The organism is Micromonospora sp. NBC_00821, from assembly GCF_036347035.1.
Taxonomy (GTDB): domain Bacteria; phylum Actinomycetota; class Actinomycetes; order Mycobacteriales; family Micromonosporaceae; genus Micromonospora; species Micromonospora hortensis.
Genome location: NZ_CP108880.1, coordinates 6,575,706 through 6,591,269, shown reverse-complemented (window position 1 = coordinate 6,591,269; position 15,564 = coordinate 6,575,706). Strand labels below are relative to the sequence as shown.

15 protein-coding genes are annotated in these 15,564 nt (G+C 70.5%); 5 read left to right on the top strand and 10 right to left on the bottom strand.

Going from position 1 to position 15,564, the window contains the following annotated elements; all coding sequences use genetic code 11:
* Positions 1-9: 9 nt before the first annotated feature.
* Positions 10-264 (top strand): hypothetical protein, encoded by a 255-nt coding sequence (locus OHB44_RS30210; protein ID WP_053660576.1) that lies wholly within the window; start codon positions 10-12, stop codon positions 262-264.
* Positions 265-297: 33 nt separating this feature from the next.
* Here the strand turns inward: OHB44_RS30210 and OHB44_RS30205 are convergent, their stop codons facing one another.
* From OHB44_RS30205 to OHB44_RS30170, 8 genes are all read right to left on the bottom strand, one after another.
* Positions 298-1,038, bottom strand: coding sequence for a DUF4142 domain-containing protein (locus OHB44_RS30205; RefSeq protein ID WP_238687787.1), 741 nt, complete (start codon positions 1,036-1,038; stop codon positions 298-300).
* Positions 1,039-1,163: 125 nt separating this feature from the next.
* Complete coding sequence (locus OHB44_RS30200) at positions 1,164-1,460, bottom strand: DUF1707 SHOCT-like domain-containing protein (protein ID WP_238687786.1); 297 nt, start codon at positions 1,458-1,460, stop codon at positions 1,164-1,166.
* A gap of 19 nt (positions 1,461-1,479) precedes the next feature.
* Positions 1,480-2,661, bottom strand: a complete 1,182-nt coding sequence (locus tag OHB44_RS30195) for an ROK family protein (protein ID WP_238687785.1) — start codon at positions 2,659-2,661, stop codon at positions 1,480-1,482.
* 22 nt (positions 2,662-2,683) lie between these two features.
* Complete coding sequence (locus tag OHB44_RS30190; protein ID WP_266304429.1) at positions 2,684-3,946, bottom strand: sugar ABC transporter permease; 1,263 nt, start codon at positions 3,944-3,946, stop codon at positions 2,684-2,686.
* On the bottom strand, positions 3,943-4,761 hold the full coding sequence (locus OHB44_RS30185; protein ID WP_238679445.1) for an ATP-binding cassette domain-containing protein: 819 nt from the start codon (positions 4,759-4,761) through the stop codon (positions 3,943-3,945). The genes OHB44_RS30190 and OHB44_RS30185 overlap by 4 nt, the downstream gene beginning before the upstream one ends.
* A 114-nt stretch (positions 4,762-4,875) precedes the next feature.
* Positions 4,876-5,961, bottom strand: a complete 1,086-nt coding sequence (locus OHB44_RS30180; RefSeq protein WP_266304430.1) for a sugar ABC transporter substrate-binding protein — start codon at positions 5,959-5,961, stop codon at positions 4,876-4,878.
* Positions 5,962-6,140: 179 nt separating this feature from the next.
* Complete coding sequence (ybaK, locus tag OHB44_RS30175) at positions 6,141-6,620, bottom strand: Cys-tRNA(Pro) deacylase (RefSeq protein ID WP_330438961.1); 480 nt, start codon at positions 6,618-6,620, stop codon at positions 6,141-6,143.
* A gap of 25 nt (positions 6,621-6,645) precedes the next feature.
* Complete coding sequence (locus OHB44_RS30170; RefSeq protein WP_330438960.1) at positions 6,646-7,842, bottom strand: THUMP-like domain-containing protein; 1,197 nt, start codon at positions 7,840-7,842, stop codon at positions 6,646-6,648.
* Between the two features lie 259 nt (positions 7,843-8,101).
* Between OHB44_RS30170 and groES the strand changes: the two genes are divergently transcribed.
* From groES to OHB44_RS30155, 3 genes are all read left to right on the top strand, one after another.
* Positions 8,102-8,416 (top strand): co-chaperone GroES, encoded by a 315-nt coding sequence (gene groES / locus OHB44_RS30165; protein WP_030330046.1) that lies wholly within the window; start codon positions 8,102-8,104, stop codon positions 8,414-8,416.
* A 70-nt stretch (positions 8,417-8,486) separates the two neighbouring features.
* The gene (gene groL, locus OHB44_RS30160) at positions 8,487-10,127 is read left to right on the top strand and encodes a chaperonin GroEL (RefSeq protein ID WP_238687780.1); all 1,641 of its coding nucleotides are present in this window, start codon (positions 8,487-8,489) and stop codon (positions 10,125-10,127) included.
* A 134-nt stretch (positions 10,128-10,261) separates the two neighbouring features.
* Complete coding sequence (locus tag OHB44_RS30155; protein ID WP_330438959.1) at positions 10,262-12,034, top strand: molybdopterin-dependent oxidoreductase; 1,773 nt, start codon at positions 10,262-10,264, stop codon at positions 12,032-12,034.
* A 484-nt stretch (positions 12,035-12,518) separates the two neighbouring features.
* Here OHB44_RS30155 and OHB44_RS30150 read toward each other — a convergent pair whose 3' ends face one another.
* Both OHB44_RS30150 and OHB44_RS30145 read right to left on the bottom strand, forming a co-directional pair.
* Positions 12,519-13,079: a hypothetical protein gene (locus OHB44_RS30150; protein ID WP_330438958.1), complete on the bottom strand. Its 561-nt coding sequence runs from the start codon at positions 13,077-13,079 to the stop codon at positions 12,519-12,521.
* Between the two features lie 809 nt (positions 13,080-13,888).
* On the bottom strand, positions 13,889-14,272 hold the full coding sequence (locus OHB44_RS30145; protein WP_091406539.1) for a WhiB family transcriptional regulator: 384 nt from the start codon (positions 14,270-14,272) through the stop codon (positions 13,889-13,891).
* Positions 14,273-14,525: 253 nt separating this feature from the next.
* Between OHB44_RS30145 and OHB44_RS30140 the strand changes: the two genes are divergently transcribed.
* A complete protein-coding gene (locus OHB44_RS30140) occupies positions 14,526-15,341 on the top strand; it encodes a helix-turn-helix transcriptional regulator (RefSeq protein ID WP_238687777.1) in 816 nt (271 codons plus the stop codon).
* Positions 15,342-15,564: the final 223 nt, after the last annotated feature.

Here is a 15,564-nt window from a genome sequence, read left to right as displayed (position 1 = left end):
GCGGCGGACATGATCGTGCGGATGTGGGAGGCGCGCGCCGAGGCGTACGGAGTCGCCGACCTGATCACCTGGGTGTGCGACACCGCCCTGCCCGAGTTGGAGCACGACCCGCTCCACGTCTCCAGCGAGGTCTTCTCCTCCACCGACCACCGCGTGGTGGTGATCTCCAAGTGGCGCAGCAACCCCCGGCCGCTGCCGGACCCACCAGCCCTGCTGGTGGCCCGCGCCCCGCACTCCTGGGACTTCACCCAGGTGGACCGGTAACGCGAGCCACCATTCAGGCCGCTGCCTGACTGGTCAGCTGCGGCGCAACATCCGGTAGGTGGCGATTCCGCCTGTGCCCAGCGCGGCGAGGAAGACCAGCCACACGACTGTGCTGCTGACTCCGACCTGCGGGCCGGAGTTGGCGGAGGCGGCGGCCAGGAGCCCGTCCTCACCCGGGGCGGGCAGCGCCGCCGGCGGCAACTCGGGCCAGCGGACCAGGCCGGTGCTCTCCAGCATCTGCATGTGGTGCTGGACGAACGCGTTGGCGTCCTCGCAGAGCTTGCGGACTGTGGCGTCCCGGGTGCTGGCCCGGACCGCGCCGATCACCGGGAAGATCTTGCCGTGGGCGACCCGGAGCCGGGTGACGAAGATCTGGTCGAACCGGGCGCCGGATGCCTTCTGCATCTCGGCCAGCCAGCCCTTCTGCTCGGCGGTCGGATCGCTGGGGATCGTCGCGCCCAACTTGTTGGCCGCGTCGACCACGAGCTGGTCGAGCTTCTGGTGCTCGCTGGCGATGCCGGCGCCGATCTCCCGGACCTTCGCCGACTGTCCCTTCTCGGCGGCCATCTGGCCGGCTGGCATCTCCCACAGCCCGGCCAGCCGCACCCCGTTGAGCAGTGTCATGTCGGCGGCGTTGAGCTGCTGGCCACCGGCGGGCGCGGCGACGGCCACGCCGGGCAGGACACCGACCCCCGCGATGACCGCGATGAGCAGCATCGCCGCTCGGTGGGTCCGGGTGCCCAGTCGGCGATGGGCGGATCTGAGCGGTGCCATGTCTGTGGTGCCTCCTCGGTCCGGACCGGAACGCGTCTGGACCGGGCAGCCGTATCCTGCCGGTTGCCCGTCCGCCCACTGGTACGGACTGATCGCGCGATCAGTTCATCGCGGAGCGACAGGGATCAGCGGGTGACGGCGAGCAGGCCGCCGAGCAGCAGCAGGGTGATCGCCGCGGCGGCGAAGACCATCAGCAACTCCTGACGCCCGCGCCCGACCGGGCCGGTGTCGACGCCCGAGGTGGGCAGGGCCGGTAGATCGCGGGTCAGCGCGGCCAGGTCACCGAGGGTGCGCGCCGTCCACACCGCACCGGCGCGATCGGAGAACTCGTCGAGCGTCAGCCGGCCCGCCGCCGTGTGCTGGTGCAGCGCGGCGACCACCCGGTTGCGGTCGTCGTCGGAGGCGCGCAGCTCGACATCCACGCCGGACAGCGTACGCGGATCAGCCCACGTCGAGGGGGTCGGCGAGGAGCCGTTCGAAGGCCAGCTCTGCGGCACCGATCAGGGGCGCGTCAGTACCCAGTTTCGGCGTACGCAGCCGGACGTGCTCCAGACAGGCGCCGAGCGCGTTGGAGTTGAGCCGGCTGCGGATCTGGGCCGCCGCCGCGAGGTAGAGGTCACGCATCGTCCCACCGAAGATGACCATCTCGGGGTTGAAGACGTTCACCAGGTTGGCCACTCCGAAGCCGAGCCAGTCGCCGGCCTGGCGGACCGCCGTCTGGGCCCGAGCGTCTCCGCGATCGGCCGCGTCGAAGACGGCCAGCAGCGCGTCACGGCCCCGGGCGTCGGAGCGTCCGGCGGCGCGCAGGAGGCCACGCTCGCCGATCTCGGTCTCCCAACAGCCCCGGGAGCCGCACTCACAGGGTCTGCCGTCGCGCACCACCTTCATGTGGCCGACCTCGCCGCCGTACCCACCGTGCCCGGTCAGCCTGCGCCCACCGGCGATGATGCCGGCACCCACGCCCACGTCGCCGTACAGGTAGAGGACGTTGTCGCAGCCTGCCGCCACACCGCGTGCGTGCTCGGCGAACGCGGCGACGTCGGCCACGTTGCCCACTGTGATCGGTACGTCGATGCCCAACTCGTCGGCGAGGGCCGCGCCGATCGGCTCGTCCACCCAACCGGTGGTGGGGCCGAGTCGAACCAGGCCGTCGTCCCGGCGGACCATGCCGCAGACGGCGACGCCGGCACCGACGCAGATCGCGTCCGCCGGCACCAGTTGCTGCATCTCCTTGACCGCGCCGGCCAGCAGTGGTGCGGCCTCCGCGGCCAGCAGCCCGCGCGGCCGGTCCAGATCCCGGCGGTCCAGGACCGCGCCACCCAGCCCGATCCGGGCGGCGCGCAGCCGGTCCACCTCCACCGAGTACGCGTACGCGTAGACCCGCGCCGACTCGGGCCGGACGACCAGTGACGGTCGTCCGGCCCGGCCGGTTTCCTTCGGTGCCCCTTCGCTGACCAGCCCCACCGCGGACAGGTCGGCGGTGAGCGCGCCGATGGTGCTGCGGTTGAGGCCCAGCGTGGTGGTCAGTTCGGCACGCGTGGTCGCCCCGTGGACGTGCACGTGCCTCAGCAGAGCCCCGAGGTTCTGCCGTCGGACGTCATCCTGGGTCGGTCCTGGGCGCATGCTGGTGCTACCTCCCGCGCGGTCAGCGGGTGCCGGTGGCTGCCGCGCGACGGCGGGAGAGCGCGTCGACGCTGGCCGCGAGCAGGAGCACGACGCCGGTGACCACGTACTTGACTCCCGAGGTGTACCCCATCAGGCCCATTCCGTTTTCGATGACCGCGACCACCGCGCCGCCGAGGACGGCGTCGAGGACGCGGCCCTTGCCACCGAAGAGGCTGGTGCCGCCGATCACCGCCGCGCCGACCGCGTAGAGCAGTACGTTACTGCCCCCGGTGTTCGGGTCGACCGAGTTGGCCCGGCTGGCCGCCACGATGCCACCGATGGCGGCCATGGAGGAGCAGATCACGAAGACGGAGATCCGGATCCGGTCGACGCCGATGCCGGCCCGGCGGGCCGCTTCCCGGTTGCCGCCCACGGCGTAGATGTGCCGGCCGTAGCTGGTGCGTTGGAGCACGAAGGTCCAGATGATCAGCAGCACCGCGATGATCGGCACCACGATCGGCACACCCTTGAGTGAGCTGATCAGGACGTTGCGGCTGCGCTCCAGGTTGAGCACGTACACAGCGGTGCCGAGGATGACGGCGAGCCCGCCGATCCGCAGCGCCACCACCGCGAGCGGATCGGTGATCAGGCCGCGGGCCACCCGGGTGCGGTGCCGCAGCAGTTGCACAGCCGCGTAGCCGATGACCGCGACGGCGGTCAGCGCCCAACCCAAGGTGGGGCCGAGGTTGCGGTTGGCGATGGCGACCAGCACGTCGTCGCGGACAGCGATGTTGGTGCCATCCTTGACGAGCAGCAGCACGACGCCCTGGAAGGCGAGGAAGCCGGCGAGGGTGACCACGAAGGACGGAATGCCGATCTTCGCGACGAGCATGCCCAGCGTGCTGCCGATGACCACGCCGGTGGCGACAGCGGCGAGCACGGCGACCCACCAGGGGTAGCCGAGCACCGTGACCACATTGGCCAGCACCGCCGCGCAGACGCCGCTGGCGAAGCCGGCGGACAGGTCGATCTCGCCGAGCAGCAGCACGAAGACCAGGCCCATCGCGATCAGCGTGACCGCCGCGCCCTGGGTGAAGAGGTTGGCGAAGTTGCCGGCCGACAGGAACGACGACGGCCGCATGATCGCGAAGACGGTGCAGAGCACGATCAGGCCGAGTACGGCTGGTAGTGCGCCGACGTCGCCACCGCGTACCCGACTGAGGTAGTTGCGGAAGTGGCCTCCGATGGTCGGCGTCGGTGTGACGGCGGCGGGTCCGTCCTTCCGCACGGCGGTGGTGGTCATCGGACGCCTCCTGAGATCGAGTCGGCCGCCTGCGGGCCGTCGCCGTTGCTGCCCGGGTCGGTGGCGAGGCCGAGCCCGCCCGAGCGCCCGGCGGTGATCAGCTCGACCACCTGGGCGTGGGTGATGTCGGTGGTCTTCACCTGGGCGACCATCTGGCCGAGGTACAGCGCGGCGATCCGGTCGGAGACGGCGAAGACGTCGTTCATGTTGTGCGAGATGAGCACCACGGCCAGGCCGTTGTCGGCGAGGCGGCGGACCAGTTCGAGCACTTGGGCGGTCTGTGCCACGCCGAGCGCCGCGGTCGGCTCGTCCAGGATGACGAGCTTGCTGTTCCACAGCACCGCCTTGGCGATGGCCACGGTCTGGCGTTGACCGCCGGAGAGGCTGGACACGTGCTGGCGAAGTGAGGTGACGGTGCGGATGGAGAGCCCCGCCAGGGTTTCGGCGGCGAGCTGTTCCATTGTCGGCTCGTCGAGGACGATGCCGCTGCGCTTCTCCCGGCCGAGGAACATGTTCTGCACGATGTCCAGGTTGTCGCAGAGCGCGAGGTCCTGGTAGACGACCTCGATGCCGAGCGTGGCGGCGTCGCGTGGGCTGCCGATGTGCACCGGTTCACCGTTGAACAGGAACTCCCCGGCGTCGGTGGGGTGGATGCCGCTGATGCACTTCACCAGGGTCGACTTGCCGGCGCCGTTGTCGCCGACCAGTGCGGTCACTTCTCCCGGGTGGACGGTCAGGGCGACGTCGCGGAGCACCTGGACGGGACCGAAGCTCTTGTCGATCCCGCGGAGTTCCAGCAGGGGGGTCGCGGACACGGGGGTCTCCTTCTTAAGGGAGGGTCGGGGCCCGTCCGGCGTGCGCCGCCCGACACGGGAGGGTGCTCCCGTGCCGGGCGGCGATGGTCGTTCCGGCGGGTACTGCGGCGTCGGTCAGCTGATGCCGGCTTCGGCGCAGAACTTGGTGTACGCCGCGGTGCAGACCTCTTCCTTGGTCACGTAGCCGTCGGCGATGACGTCCTTGACGCTGTCCTTGTAGATGGCCTTCGGGGTGAGCAGCACCGACGGGACGTCCCGGTCGCCGTCCTTGACCGTCTGGCCGGTGTCCTTCTTCTCACCCTTGGCGAGGGCGATGGCCAGGTCGGAGGCGGCCTTGGCCTCTTCCCGGACCGCCTTGTAGACGGTCATGCACTGGTCACCGGCGAGGATGTTCTGCAGGCCCTCGGTGCTGGCGTCCTGTCCGGTCACCGGCACCTTGCCGTTGAGCTTGTTCTTCTTCAGGATCGAGATGGCCGCGTTGCCGAGACCGTCGTTGGCGGCGAGCACGCCGTCGATCTTGCCGTTGGCCTTGGTGAGCTGCTGCTCGAAGATCGTCGCGGCCTGCGCGTTGTCCCACGCCGGCACCGCGTCCTCAGGGCCCTTGACGTACTCCTTGGCGTCGAACTTCGGCTTGAGCACCGAGTCGTAGCCGGCCTTGAAGAGGGTGGCGTTGTTGTCGGTGGGGGAGCCGTTCAGGTACGCCACGACGGGGTTCTTGGCGCCCTTCTCGGTCAGGCACTTCGTCAGACCCTCGCCCTGGAGCTTGCCGACGGTCTCGTTGTCGAAGCTGACGTAGTACTGGGCGGAGCCGCCGAGGGTGAGCCGGTCGTAGTCGATGGTGGCCACACCCTGCGACTTGGCCTTGTCGAGCACGGCCTTGCCGGTGCCGGAGTCCAGGTTGACGATCATCAGGGCGGTCACGCCACCGGTGATCATCTGGTCGGCGATGGTCTGGAAGGCCGTCTTGTCGTTCTGGGCGTTCTGGATGTCGTACTGGACGCCGGCGGCCTTGAACGCCTCCTCCAGGAACCGACGGTCCGCCGTTTCCCAGCGGGCCGAGGACTTGCTGTCCGGGAGGATCACGCCGATCTTGGGGGTCTTGGCGGAGGCGGCCTTGTCGCCGGAGTCGTCGCCACAGGCGGTCAAGCCGCCGGTCGTGAGCAGGCCCACGGCGGCGATGGTGAGGATCCCCTTACGCATGTGCAGGGTCCTTTCGGAGGTGGGGGAGGTGTTGTTTTGTTGTGTCCGGCAACGTATTTCGCGTCACACCGGCTCCACAAGACCGCGCAGGTGCATAGTTTGTTGGGAGCGATAACAATTCAGCAACGCGACTGTTACTCCCTGGGTATCCCACGGGGGAGTCGACGTAACGACTGTCGTCAGTGGGTCTGCAACGGCGCGGTGCGGGCGTCGGTCAGCGCCACCAGATCCGCTGCGGCCAGTTCGAGTTGCAGACCACGCCGACCAGCCGAGACGTAGATCGTCGGGAGATCCAGCGCGGATTCGTCCAACACCGTGGGCAACCGTCGACGCTGCCCGAGCGGGCTGATCCCACCGCGCACGTAACCGGTGGCCCGCTCGGCGACCGCCCGGTCGGCCAACGCTGCCCGCTTGCCGCCGACCGCCGCCGCGAGCGCCTTGAGATCCAGCTCGCCGGTGACCGGGACGACCGCCACAGTGAGCGCGCCGTCGACAGCGGTCACCAGCGACTTGAACACGCGCTCCGGTGCCACGTCGAGCGCCACCGCCACCAACGCGCCGTAGTTCGGGGCGTCCGGTGACACCCGGTACGGATGGGTGCGATGCGCGACTCCGTGCTTGACCAACAGTGCCGTTGCCGGCGTGCCCTGTCCCGCCACAGCGACGAGGCTAGTCGAGACGGGGCTAGCCGACAGGTTGGCCGACCAGCACCGTCGGTGCGCCGTCGACCCGGGTGAGCACCAGGCTCGCCGCCGCGTTCCCGGCCAGCCGCAGGTCCCGCCGGAGCTGCTCCGGTGTGAGCGCCGAACCCCGCTTGAGGATCTCCACCCGGCCCACCCCGCGGTCGCGCAGCAGCGCCCGCAGGCGCTTGAGCGAGAACGGCAGCACGTCGGTGATCTCCAGGCAGCGCGCGTACGGGGTGCGGATCGGCCGGTCGGCGTAGAGGTAGGCGATGCTCGGATCGCCCAGGGTGGCGTCCAGTTCGGTGGCCAGCTCGGCCACGAGATGCGCGCGCACCACCGCCGGGTCCGGGTCGTACAGGTAGCGCCTCGGCGGCCCGACCGGCGCCTCGGCGGCACCCGAGCCGGTGAGCTGGTGACGGTGGGTCTCGGCGCCCCGCTGGCGGTAGACGGTGGCGCGGCGGGGCACCTCCGCCAGCTCGCCGCACCAGAGCGCGGCCTCGACCAGGTCGCCGTCCACGCTGACCCACTCGGCCTCCGCGCCGGCCGGAATGAGCGCGTGGTCCAGGCCCGGCGCGACCTTCACGACTGTGCGCGGCACCCGCTCGGCCAGCCCGGTGACGAAGTCCCACGGTGGCGAGTAGGCGCGCGGGTCGAAGATCCGCCGCCCGGTGCCGGTGGTGCGGCGGGCCGGATCGCAGAAGACCCCGTCGACCCCTGACACGTCGAACCCGGTCGCGTCGCCGCACTCGACAGTGAACAGCTCGGCCAGGCCGGCCGCCTCGGCGTTGGCGGCGGCCATCGCCGCGGTCACCGGGTCGGCTTCCACCCCGTACACCCGGATGCCGGCGCGGGCGGCGGCCAGCGCGTCGGCCCCGAGCCCGCACCCGAGGTCGGCCAGGGAGCGCACGCCGGCCGCGGACAACCGGGCGGCCCGACGGTCGGCGACCACCCGGCGGGTGGCCTGCTCCAGGCCGGGACGGGTGAGGAACATCCCAGCGGCGGCCGGGCCGAACTTGCCCACCGCCCGGTGCCGCAATTCGGCCTGGGTGAGGGCCGCCGCAGCCAACGTCGGCGGCACCCCGGTCGCGCGCAGCGCCGACGCCGCGACCAGTGGATCACCGCCGGCCAGGTCGGCCGCCGCAGTGAGCGCGGCCGACCCCTCAGGGGTACGCAGCGCCGCCAGCTGATCGAGATCCACCCCGCCATTGTCCCGGCCGACCCGGAAATCCTGGCTGGCGGGGCGCGACTCGCTGGCACTCTCCTTGACGGAGTGCTAGCCACGGAATAACCTGCGATTAGCACTCTCACCCTGAGGGTGCCAGCTTCCGGGTCTCGCGACCCGGGTGCGCACGCCAGGCGGACCGGCACCCGCGACGACGGCACCGCCCGGTGGCATGAGGCAGATTGACGCTGGTCAGCCCCGCTGGCCAGCAACGAAACCAGTACCCCAGGAGGGTATGCCCGTGACTACCGCGACCAAGGTTGCGATCAAGCCGCTCGAGGACCGCATCGTGGTCCAGGCGAACGAGGCTGAGACCACCACGGCGTCGGGCATCGTGATCCCCGACACCGCCAAGGAGAAGCCGCAGGAGGGCACCGTCCTCGCTGTGGGCCCGGGGCGCGTCGACGACAACGGCAACCGGGTTCCGGTTGACGTGCAGGTCGGCGACACCGTCCTCTACTCGAAGTACGGCGGCACCGAGGTCAAGTACGCCGGCGAGGAGTACCTGGTGCTCTCCGCCCGCGACGTCCTCGCGGTCATCGAGAAGTAAGCAACCGATCAGTGCCACTGCCCCGGTCCGGCTCGCCGGGCCGGGGCAATGGCGCTTCGAAGGGACATTAATGGCGAAGATCCTGAGCTTCTCGGACGACGCCCGGCACCTGCTGGAGCACGGTGTCAACGCCCTCGCGGACGCGGTCAAGGTCACCCTCGGCCCGCGCGGGCGCAACGTCGTCCTGGACAAGAAATTCGGTGCGCCGACGATCACCAACGATGGTGTGACCATCGCCAAGGAGATCGAGCTCACCAACCCGTACGAGAACCTTGGCGCGCAGCTGGTCAAGGAGGTGGCGACCAAGACCAACGACGTCGCCGGCGACGGGACCACCACCGCGACAGTGCTGGCCCAGGCGATGGTTCGCGAGGGTCTGCGCAACGTGACCGCCGGGACCAACCCGGCCGGCCTCAAGCGGGGCATCGACGCGGCGGCCATGAAGGTCTCCGAGGCGCTGCTCGGCCGTGCCGCCGAGGTCACCAGCAAGGAGTCGATCGCCAACGTGGCGACGATCTCCGCGCAGGACTCCACGATCGGCGACCTGATCGCCGAGGCGATGGAGCGCGTCGGCCGCGACGGTGTCATCACCGTCGAGGAAGGCTCGATGCTCACCACCGAACTGGACGTGACCGAGGGTCTCCAGTTCGACAAGGGCTTCATCTCGCCGAACTTCGTCACCGACCTGGAGGGTCAGGAGTCCGTCCTTGAGGACGCGTACATCCTGGTCACCACCCAGAAGATCTCGGCGATCGAGGAGCTGCTGCCGCTGCTGGAGAAGGTCCTGCAGAACAGCAAGCCCCTGCTGATCATCGCCGAGGACGTGGACGGCCAGGCGCTCTCCACCCTGGTGGTCAACTCGCTGCGCAAGACCCTCAAGGTCTGCGCGGTCAAGGCCCCGGGCTTCGGTGACCGGCGCAAGGCAATGCTGCAGGACATCGCGATCTCCACGGGTGCCGAGCTGGTCGCCCCGGAGCTGGGCTACAAGATCGACCAGGTCGGCCTGGAGGTGCTCGGCACCGCCCGGCGCGTCGTGGTCGACAAGGAGAACACCACGATCGTCGACGGCGGTGGCCAGAAGGCCGACGTCGCCGACCGGGTGTCTCAGATCCGCAAGGAGATCGAGGCCTCCGACTCCGACTGGGACCGGGAGAAGCTGGCCGAGCGGCTGGCGAAGCTCTCCGGTGGCATCGCCGTCATCAAGGCCGGCGCGGCGACCGAGGTCGAGATGAAGGAGCGCAAGCACCGCATCGAGGACGCCATCGCGGCGACCAAGGCTGCGGTCGAGGAGGGCACCGTGCCCGGCGGCGGCGCCGCCCTGGTGCAGATCCTCTCGGTGCTCGACGACGACCTGGGCTTCACCGGTGACGAGAAGGTCGGCGTCTCGGTCGTGCGCAAGGCGCTCGTCGAGCCGCTGCGCTGGATCGCCCAGAACGCCGGTCACGACGGCTACGTCGTGACGCAGAAGGTCGCCGACCTCAAGTGGGGCAACGGCCTCGACGCCGCCAAGGGCGAGTACGTCGACCTGGTCAAGGCCGGCATCATCGACCCGGTGAAGGTGACCCGCAACGCGGTCACCAACGCCGCCTCGATCGCCGGTCTGCTGCTCACCACGGAGAGCCTCGTGGTGGAGAAGCCGGAGCAGGCCGAGCCGGCCGCCGGCGGCGGGCACGGCCACGGTCACGGCCACCAGCACGGCCCGGGCTTCTGATCCGGTAGCGACACCCGTTTCGGGGCGCACCGCTGTAAGGCGGTGCGCCCCGGCTCGTTCTCGCGGGCTGGTAGGTCATTACCGAACGCTGACGTTGTTGGCGACCCGGCGAGCTGATCGCGCACACTGGGCCGATGAGCACCACGTCACGGCGGTACGCCGCGCTGGCCGGAATCACCGCCGCCGCCGTCGCGATCGGGATCGCCGAACCGGTCGCGGTGTTGACCGGTCCCCGGTCGGCGCCCCTGGTCGCGGTCGGCGGGGTCGTCGTCGACGCCGTCCCCGAGTCGCTGAAGCAACTCGCCATCGACCTCTTCGGCACCGCCGACAAGATCGCGCTGCTGGTCGGCACTGCCGTGTTGCTGGGAGGCTTCGCCGCGCTCTTCGGCGTACTGGCGGTCCGCCGGTTGGCACTCGGCCTGGCCGGCATTGCCGCGTTCGGCGTCATCGGCGTGGCCTCCGCGCTGACCCGCGCCGGCGCTGACCTCGCCGACGCGCTGCCGTCCCTGGTCGGCGCCGGTCTCGGCGCCCTGGTGCTCTGGCTGTTCATCGGCGGGCCGTTCGAGCTGGACCCCTGGTCCTGGTCACCACCCACGCCGCCCGCTGGCCCGGTGCCATCGGCAGGTCCAGTGTCGCAGGCTGGTCCGGTGTCGACCGCTGGCCTGGGATCGCAGGCTGGTCCCGGGTCGGCCGGTCCGGGGTCGCCGGTTGGTCCGGGGTCACCCGGAGAATCGGTGCCGCCGGGTGAATCGGTGCCGGTGTCGCCGGCAGGGCCGGTGCCGGTGACACCGGCCGGACCGACGGCGGCTGTCGAACCGGTCGGGCCTGCCGAAGTGGACCCCGAGTCGCGGCGGCGATTCCTCACCGGCAGCGGAGTGCTGCTCGGGACGGCCGTGGTGGCCGGCCTCGGTGGGCGCTGGCTGGCGGGGCGGCGCGGCGTGTCCGCAGCCCGCGACGCGATCCGCCTGCCCGCGCCGGTTACCCCCGCACCTGCCGTACCGGCGGGCGCGGACCTCTCACTGACGCAGCTCGCGCCGTACGTCACCCCGAACTTCGGGTTCTACCGAATCGACACGGCGCTGGTGGTGCCCCAGGTCGACCCGGACACCTGGCGGCTGCGGATCCACGGACGGGTCGGTAGGGAACGCACCTACAGCTACGCGGATCTGCTGGCCCGACCGCTGGTCGAGCGGTATGTCACGCTGGCCTGCGTCTCCAACGAGGTGGGCGGTGACCTGATCGGCAACGCCCTGTGGCTCGGCGTACCCCTGCGGGAACTGCTGGACGAGGTCGAGCCGGACGACGACGCCGACCAGGTCGTCGGCCGGTCGGTCGACGGCTGGACCTGCGGCACCCCCACCGCCGCGCTGCGCGACGGCCGGGACGCCCTGCTGGCCGTCGGGATGAACGGCGAGCCGCTGCCGGTCGAGCACGGCTTCCCGGCCCGAGTGGTGGTGCCAGGACTCTACGGCTACGTGTCGGCCTGCAAATGGGTGACCGAACTGGAGCTGACCCGGTTCGCCGACTTCGACGCGTACTGGGTGCCGCGCGGCTGGTCCCCCCAGGGGCCGATCAAGACCCAATCCCGGATCGACACGCCCAGGGGACGTAACAGGCTGACCGCCGGCCCGGTGACCGTCGCCGGGGTGGCCTGGGCGCAGCACCGGGGCATCCGCCGAGTCGAGGTACGCGTCGACGACGGCCCGTGGCAGGAAGCCGCGCTGGCCCCGACAGTGTCGGTGGACACCTGGGTGCAGTGGTCCTGGCGGTGGGAGGCCACGCTGGGCGAGCACCGGCTTCAGGTCCGCGCGACCGACGCAACCGGTGAAACCCAGACCGAACGTACGCAGGACGTCGTCCCGGATGGCGCCACCGGCTGGCACACGATCACAGTGACCGTCCGCTGATCCACGCCATGGCGTCGTCGCCCGGGCTGCGTCCGCGACGTGTGTCCGCGACGTGTGTCCGCGACGTGTGTCCGCGACGTGCTCTGCGCGTTCGTGACCTGCCCTGTGCGTTCGTGACCTGCTCTGCGGGTGCGCGTTCGTGACCTGCTCTGCGGGTCGGTGGGCTGGTTCGCGACCTGCGTTGCGGGGTTCCCGCGATTCTCCGGCGGTACGGCGGTACGGCGGTACGGCGGGACGGCGGGTGGACCGGTGGTGCCCCGGACCACGCACGCAGATCTTGGACACTTTCCGTTCGCGCTGGACGGAAAGTGTCCAAGATCTGCGGATTCAGGTCTGTGGACTCGGAGCAGAGAAACACCGCTGGCCGGCACCCGGGGTTGCGGGTGCCGGCCAGAGGTCGGTGTCCTGCTGTGGTGTTGTCGCGGTGGTGCGGTGGTGCCGTGCCCTGGTGCTGGGTGCTTGTGGTGTGGTGCGGTGGTGTGGGTCAGCTGTTCCAGTGCTGGGCAACGAGGTCGGTGGCCTGCTGCTCCCACTGGGCGTAGGCGTCCGGGTAGGCCGAGACCTGTACGGTCTGCGCGGCGTCGGTCAAGGCCATGTCCTGCCACCCGTCGACCTGCTTCAAACCCTTGAGGAACGCGGTCGTGGAGTACTCAGGGTCGGTGATCTGCTCCGGCGTACCCCAACCCGAGCTCGGGCGCTGCTGGAACAGGCCCAGCGAGTCGTGGTCGTTCATGTCGCCCAGGTGACCCAGGTTCTCCAGCTTCGACTCCTGCAGGCTCGTCGCGATCGAGATGACCGCGGCCCGCTCCGGCAGACCAGCCTTCTTCGTAGCGGCGATGATCGCCTTCACGTTCGCGGTCTGCTCGTCATTCAGGCTGATACGCGACTGGTCGCCCTGCGGCTTCGGCGCCGCCGACTGCACAGCCACCGCGACCGGCTTGGCATCCACCGGGTTGGCGTGGGCGGCGATCGGGCCGGCGAACACACCACCAGCGAACGCGAGACCAGCAACAGACAACATGCTCTTACGGAAGATCGTGTTCATGGGGGTAGCTCCTTCGGGGGTAGAACACCCACACCGCCAAAAAGGGGGAACGGCAGTGACGGGTGTGAGCACCTCGTCCGGCGCTGCAACAAACAACGGGGAAAAAGTCTTGGGGGGTGACGCCGTGTGGGGCGTCGGGTCGGCGACCTGCCGAGCGCGGGGGGCTCGTGGCGCCGGGACCCTGTGTAACGACCCGGGGGCCGGGGTCATTCCGGGGTCGGCCCACCTGCCGGCACCCTCGTCGAGGCGGTGCCCGACGGTCGTTCGTGGGGGTTGTAACGACCGGGGGGCCGGGGTCATTCCGGGGTTGGCCCACCTGCCGGCACCCTTATCGAGGCGGTGCCCGACGGCCGTTCGTGGGGACTGTAACGACCGGGTGGAGGCTGGCATTCCAACCTGCGCGACCAGCCCTCAGGGGTCGGGCGGCGGGCCGGTGGTACTGCGATCGTCAGGGTATGTAACGACCCCCGCCCGGCCATGATTCCGGCCCACGAGTGCATCCGGTCACCGGACAAAGGTCGCATACCTCGCAGCAGCCTAAGCCTTGCACCCGGCCCGAATACCCCAGACCGGACAAAGCTACTCAGGGCACCTCTTCTGCCTGCCGCTCGGGCCGAACGCTCGCTTGATCCAGTCCGGGTCATTGCCATCGGGTGTTCGGGCGGGATGCCCCGACATCAAGGAACCGGTGTTGCTCAAGGCTTGTCGGCGGCGGCGCGGGCCTTGGCCGTGGGGGAACCGCATGAACGACACGAAACCGCGCCCAACGGGTGAGGGCGCGGTTTCGTGGATGTTCGGGACGCGTCGGGTCAGGCGACGTTGCGTTGCGCCGGGACGGTCGACTTGTGCGGGCGGCCCAGTCGGGCCTCCAGCCGTGCGACGTCGACCCGGGCGTGCCGGCGGTCTGCCAGGTCCTCCCAGCCGACGGCGAGCAGTCGCAGACGCTCCGACTCGCTGAAGCCGCCCCACACGCCGTAAGGCTCCCGTACCGACAGGGCGTGGGCGGCGCACTCGGCGCGAACCGGGCAGGCGCGGCAGACCGACTTGGCGGCGGACTCGCGACGCAGCCGGGAGGAACCACGCTCACCGTCGGGGTGGAAGAACTGAGCGCTGTCGCGCCCTCGGCAGGCACCGAGTCGCTGCCAGTCCCAGAGATCGACGATGGGTCCGGGCAGTCTACGTACGTTCGACATCAGCACCCCTCCTCCCGCGCGGCTCCGCGAGAATCCTTATGGCCGGCATCCGGGCGGCGGGCCGCGCAGGCGCACCGTTCCCGGCCTGGATCTCCCGGTACCCGGGCCGTCGTCAACTCACACGTCTGTGATCGAAAACGTCCGGGAAATTGCGGCTTTTGCCCCATCTGTCGGAAAAGTTCGAAGGATTGCCGGGAACCCCCTCCCCAGCCGACCGCGTCATGGTCTGCTCGTTGGCGGAGAGGAGACCACAGTGCGTACCGTTCTTGTGTGCGTTCGGACACCACTCGCGGCCCAGCACCTTACTTCTGCTGCCGCGCGGCTGGGGTTGTCCGCGATCGTTCGTACCGCCGTCTCTGATCCCGAGGTGATGCTGCGGCTGGCCGAGCGACCGGCCGACGTGGTCCTGGCCGACACGGCCCTCACCCGGCCGGACAGCGCCGGCTTCGTCCGTCGGGTGTTGGCACGTGCGCCGCAGGCGGCCGTGCTGCTGCTCGGTACCGAGGAGTCCGAGGCCGCGGCGGCCACCATCAGCGCCGGCGCCCGGGGGCTCATCCAGAATGTCGACCATGACCTGACCAGCGCGGTGGCGAAGGCGCTACTGCTGCTCACAGCCCCCGGCCGAGCCTCCCGGCAGCGGATCACCGATCCGGCCCGCGACGCGGCGGCGGTGGGTGGTTCCGGCCGCTCCGGGCCGTCGCCGCGTGGTTCCGGTGAGCCCGGCTGGGCGGCCACGGCCGCCGACGGGCCGGCCGGGCTGGCTTCGGTGCCGGTGCAGCGGGGCGACGACGAGGCGGAGGCGGGAACCGGCGAGTCGCCGGCGCAGACCGACCCGGGCCGTCCCGCCCCGAACGCCCGACCCAGTCGGGCGTCGATCGGCCTCACCGAGCGTGAGCTTCAGGTGCTGCTCGGCATGGCCGAGGGCAAGAGCAACGCGGAGATCGGCCGGGAGTTGTTCGTCTCGGAGGACACCGTGAAGACGCACGCCCGCCGATTGTTCCGCAAGCTTGGCGCCCGGGACCGGGCCCACGCGGTGGCTGCGGGCTTCCGCGCCGGTCTGGTCGCCTGACATACGCACGTCGCGCGGCCGCAGGGCACCCCGCGTGACGACAGCCGGGGCACACCACGCGACAGCAGGGGTACGCCGCGCGACAGCAGGGGTACGCCGCGCGACAGCAGGGGTACGCCGCGCGACAGCAGGGGTACGCCGCGCGACAGCAGAGCATCGCGGCAGCCCGGGTCCGCCAGGCGCCTGCAGGGCACGCCGCGTGACGGCGGAGCATCGGGGCGCG

Coding starts and splice junctions, on each gene's coding strand:
- OHB44_RS30205 (WP_238687787.1), bottom strand. CDS start 1,038: ATGGCACCGCTCAGATCCGCCCATCGCCGACTGGGCACCCGGACCCAC.
- OHB44_RS30180 (WP_266304430.1), bottom strand. CDS start 5,961: ATGCGTAAGGGGATCCTCACCATCGCCGCCGTGGGCCTGCTCACGACC.
- groES (WP_030330046.1), top strand. CDS start 8,102: ATGCCCGTGACTACCGCGACCAAGGTTGCGATCAAGCCGCTCGAGGAC.
- OHB44_RS30195 (WP_238687785.1), bottom strand. CDS start 2,661: ATGCGCCCAGGACCGACCCAGGATGACGTCCGACGGCAGAACCTCGGG.
- OHB44_RS30155 (WP_330438959.1), top strand. CDS start 10,262: ATGAGCACCACGTCACGGCGGTACGCCGCGCTGGCCGGAATCACCGCC.
- OHB44_RS30210 (WP_053660576.1), top strand. CDS start 10: ATGATCGTGCGGATGTGGGAGGCGCGCGCCGAGGCGTACGGAGTCGCC.
- OHB44_RS30150 (WP_330438958.1), bottom strand. CDS start 13,079: ATGAACACGATCTTCCGTAAGAGCATGTTGTCTGTTGCTGGTCTCGCG.
- groL (WP_238687780.1), top strand. CDS start 8,487: ATGGCGAAGATCCTGAGCTTCTCGGACGACGCCCGGCACCTGCTGGAG.
- OHB44_RS30190 (WP_266304429.1), bottom strand. CDS start 3,946: ATGACCACCACCGCCGTGCGGAAGGACGGACCCGCCGCCGTCACACCG.
- OHB44_RS30145 (WP_091406539.1), bottom strand. CDS start 14,272: ATGTCGAACGTACGTAGACTGCCCGGACCCATCGTCGATCTCTGGGAC.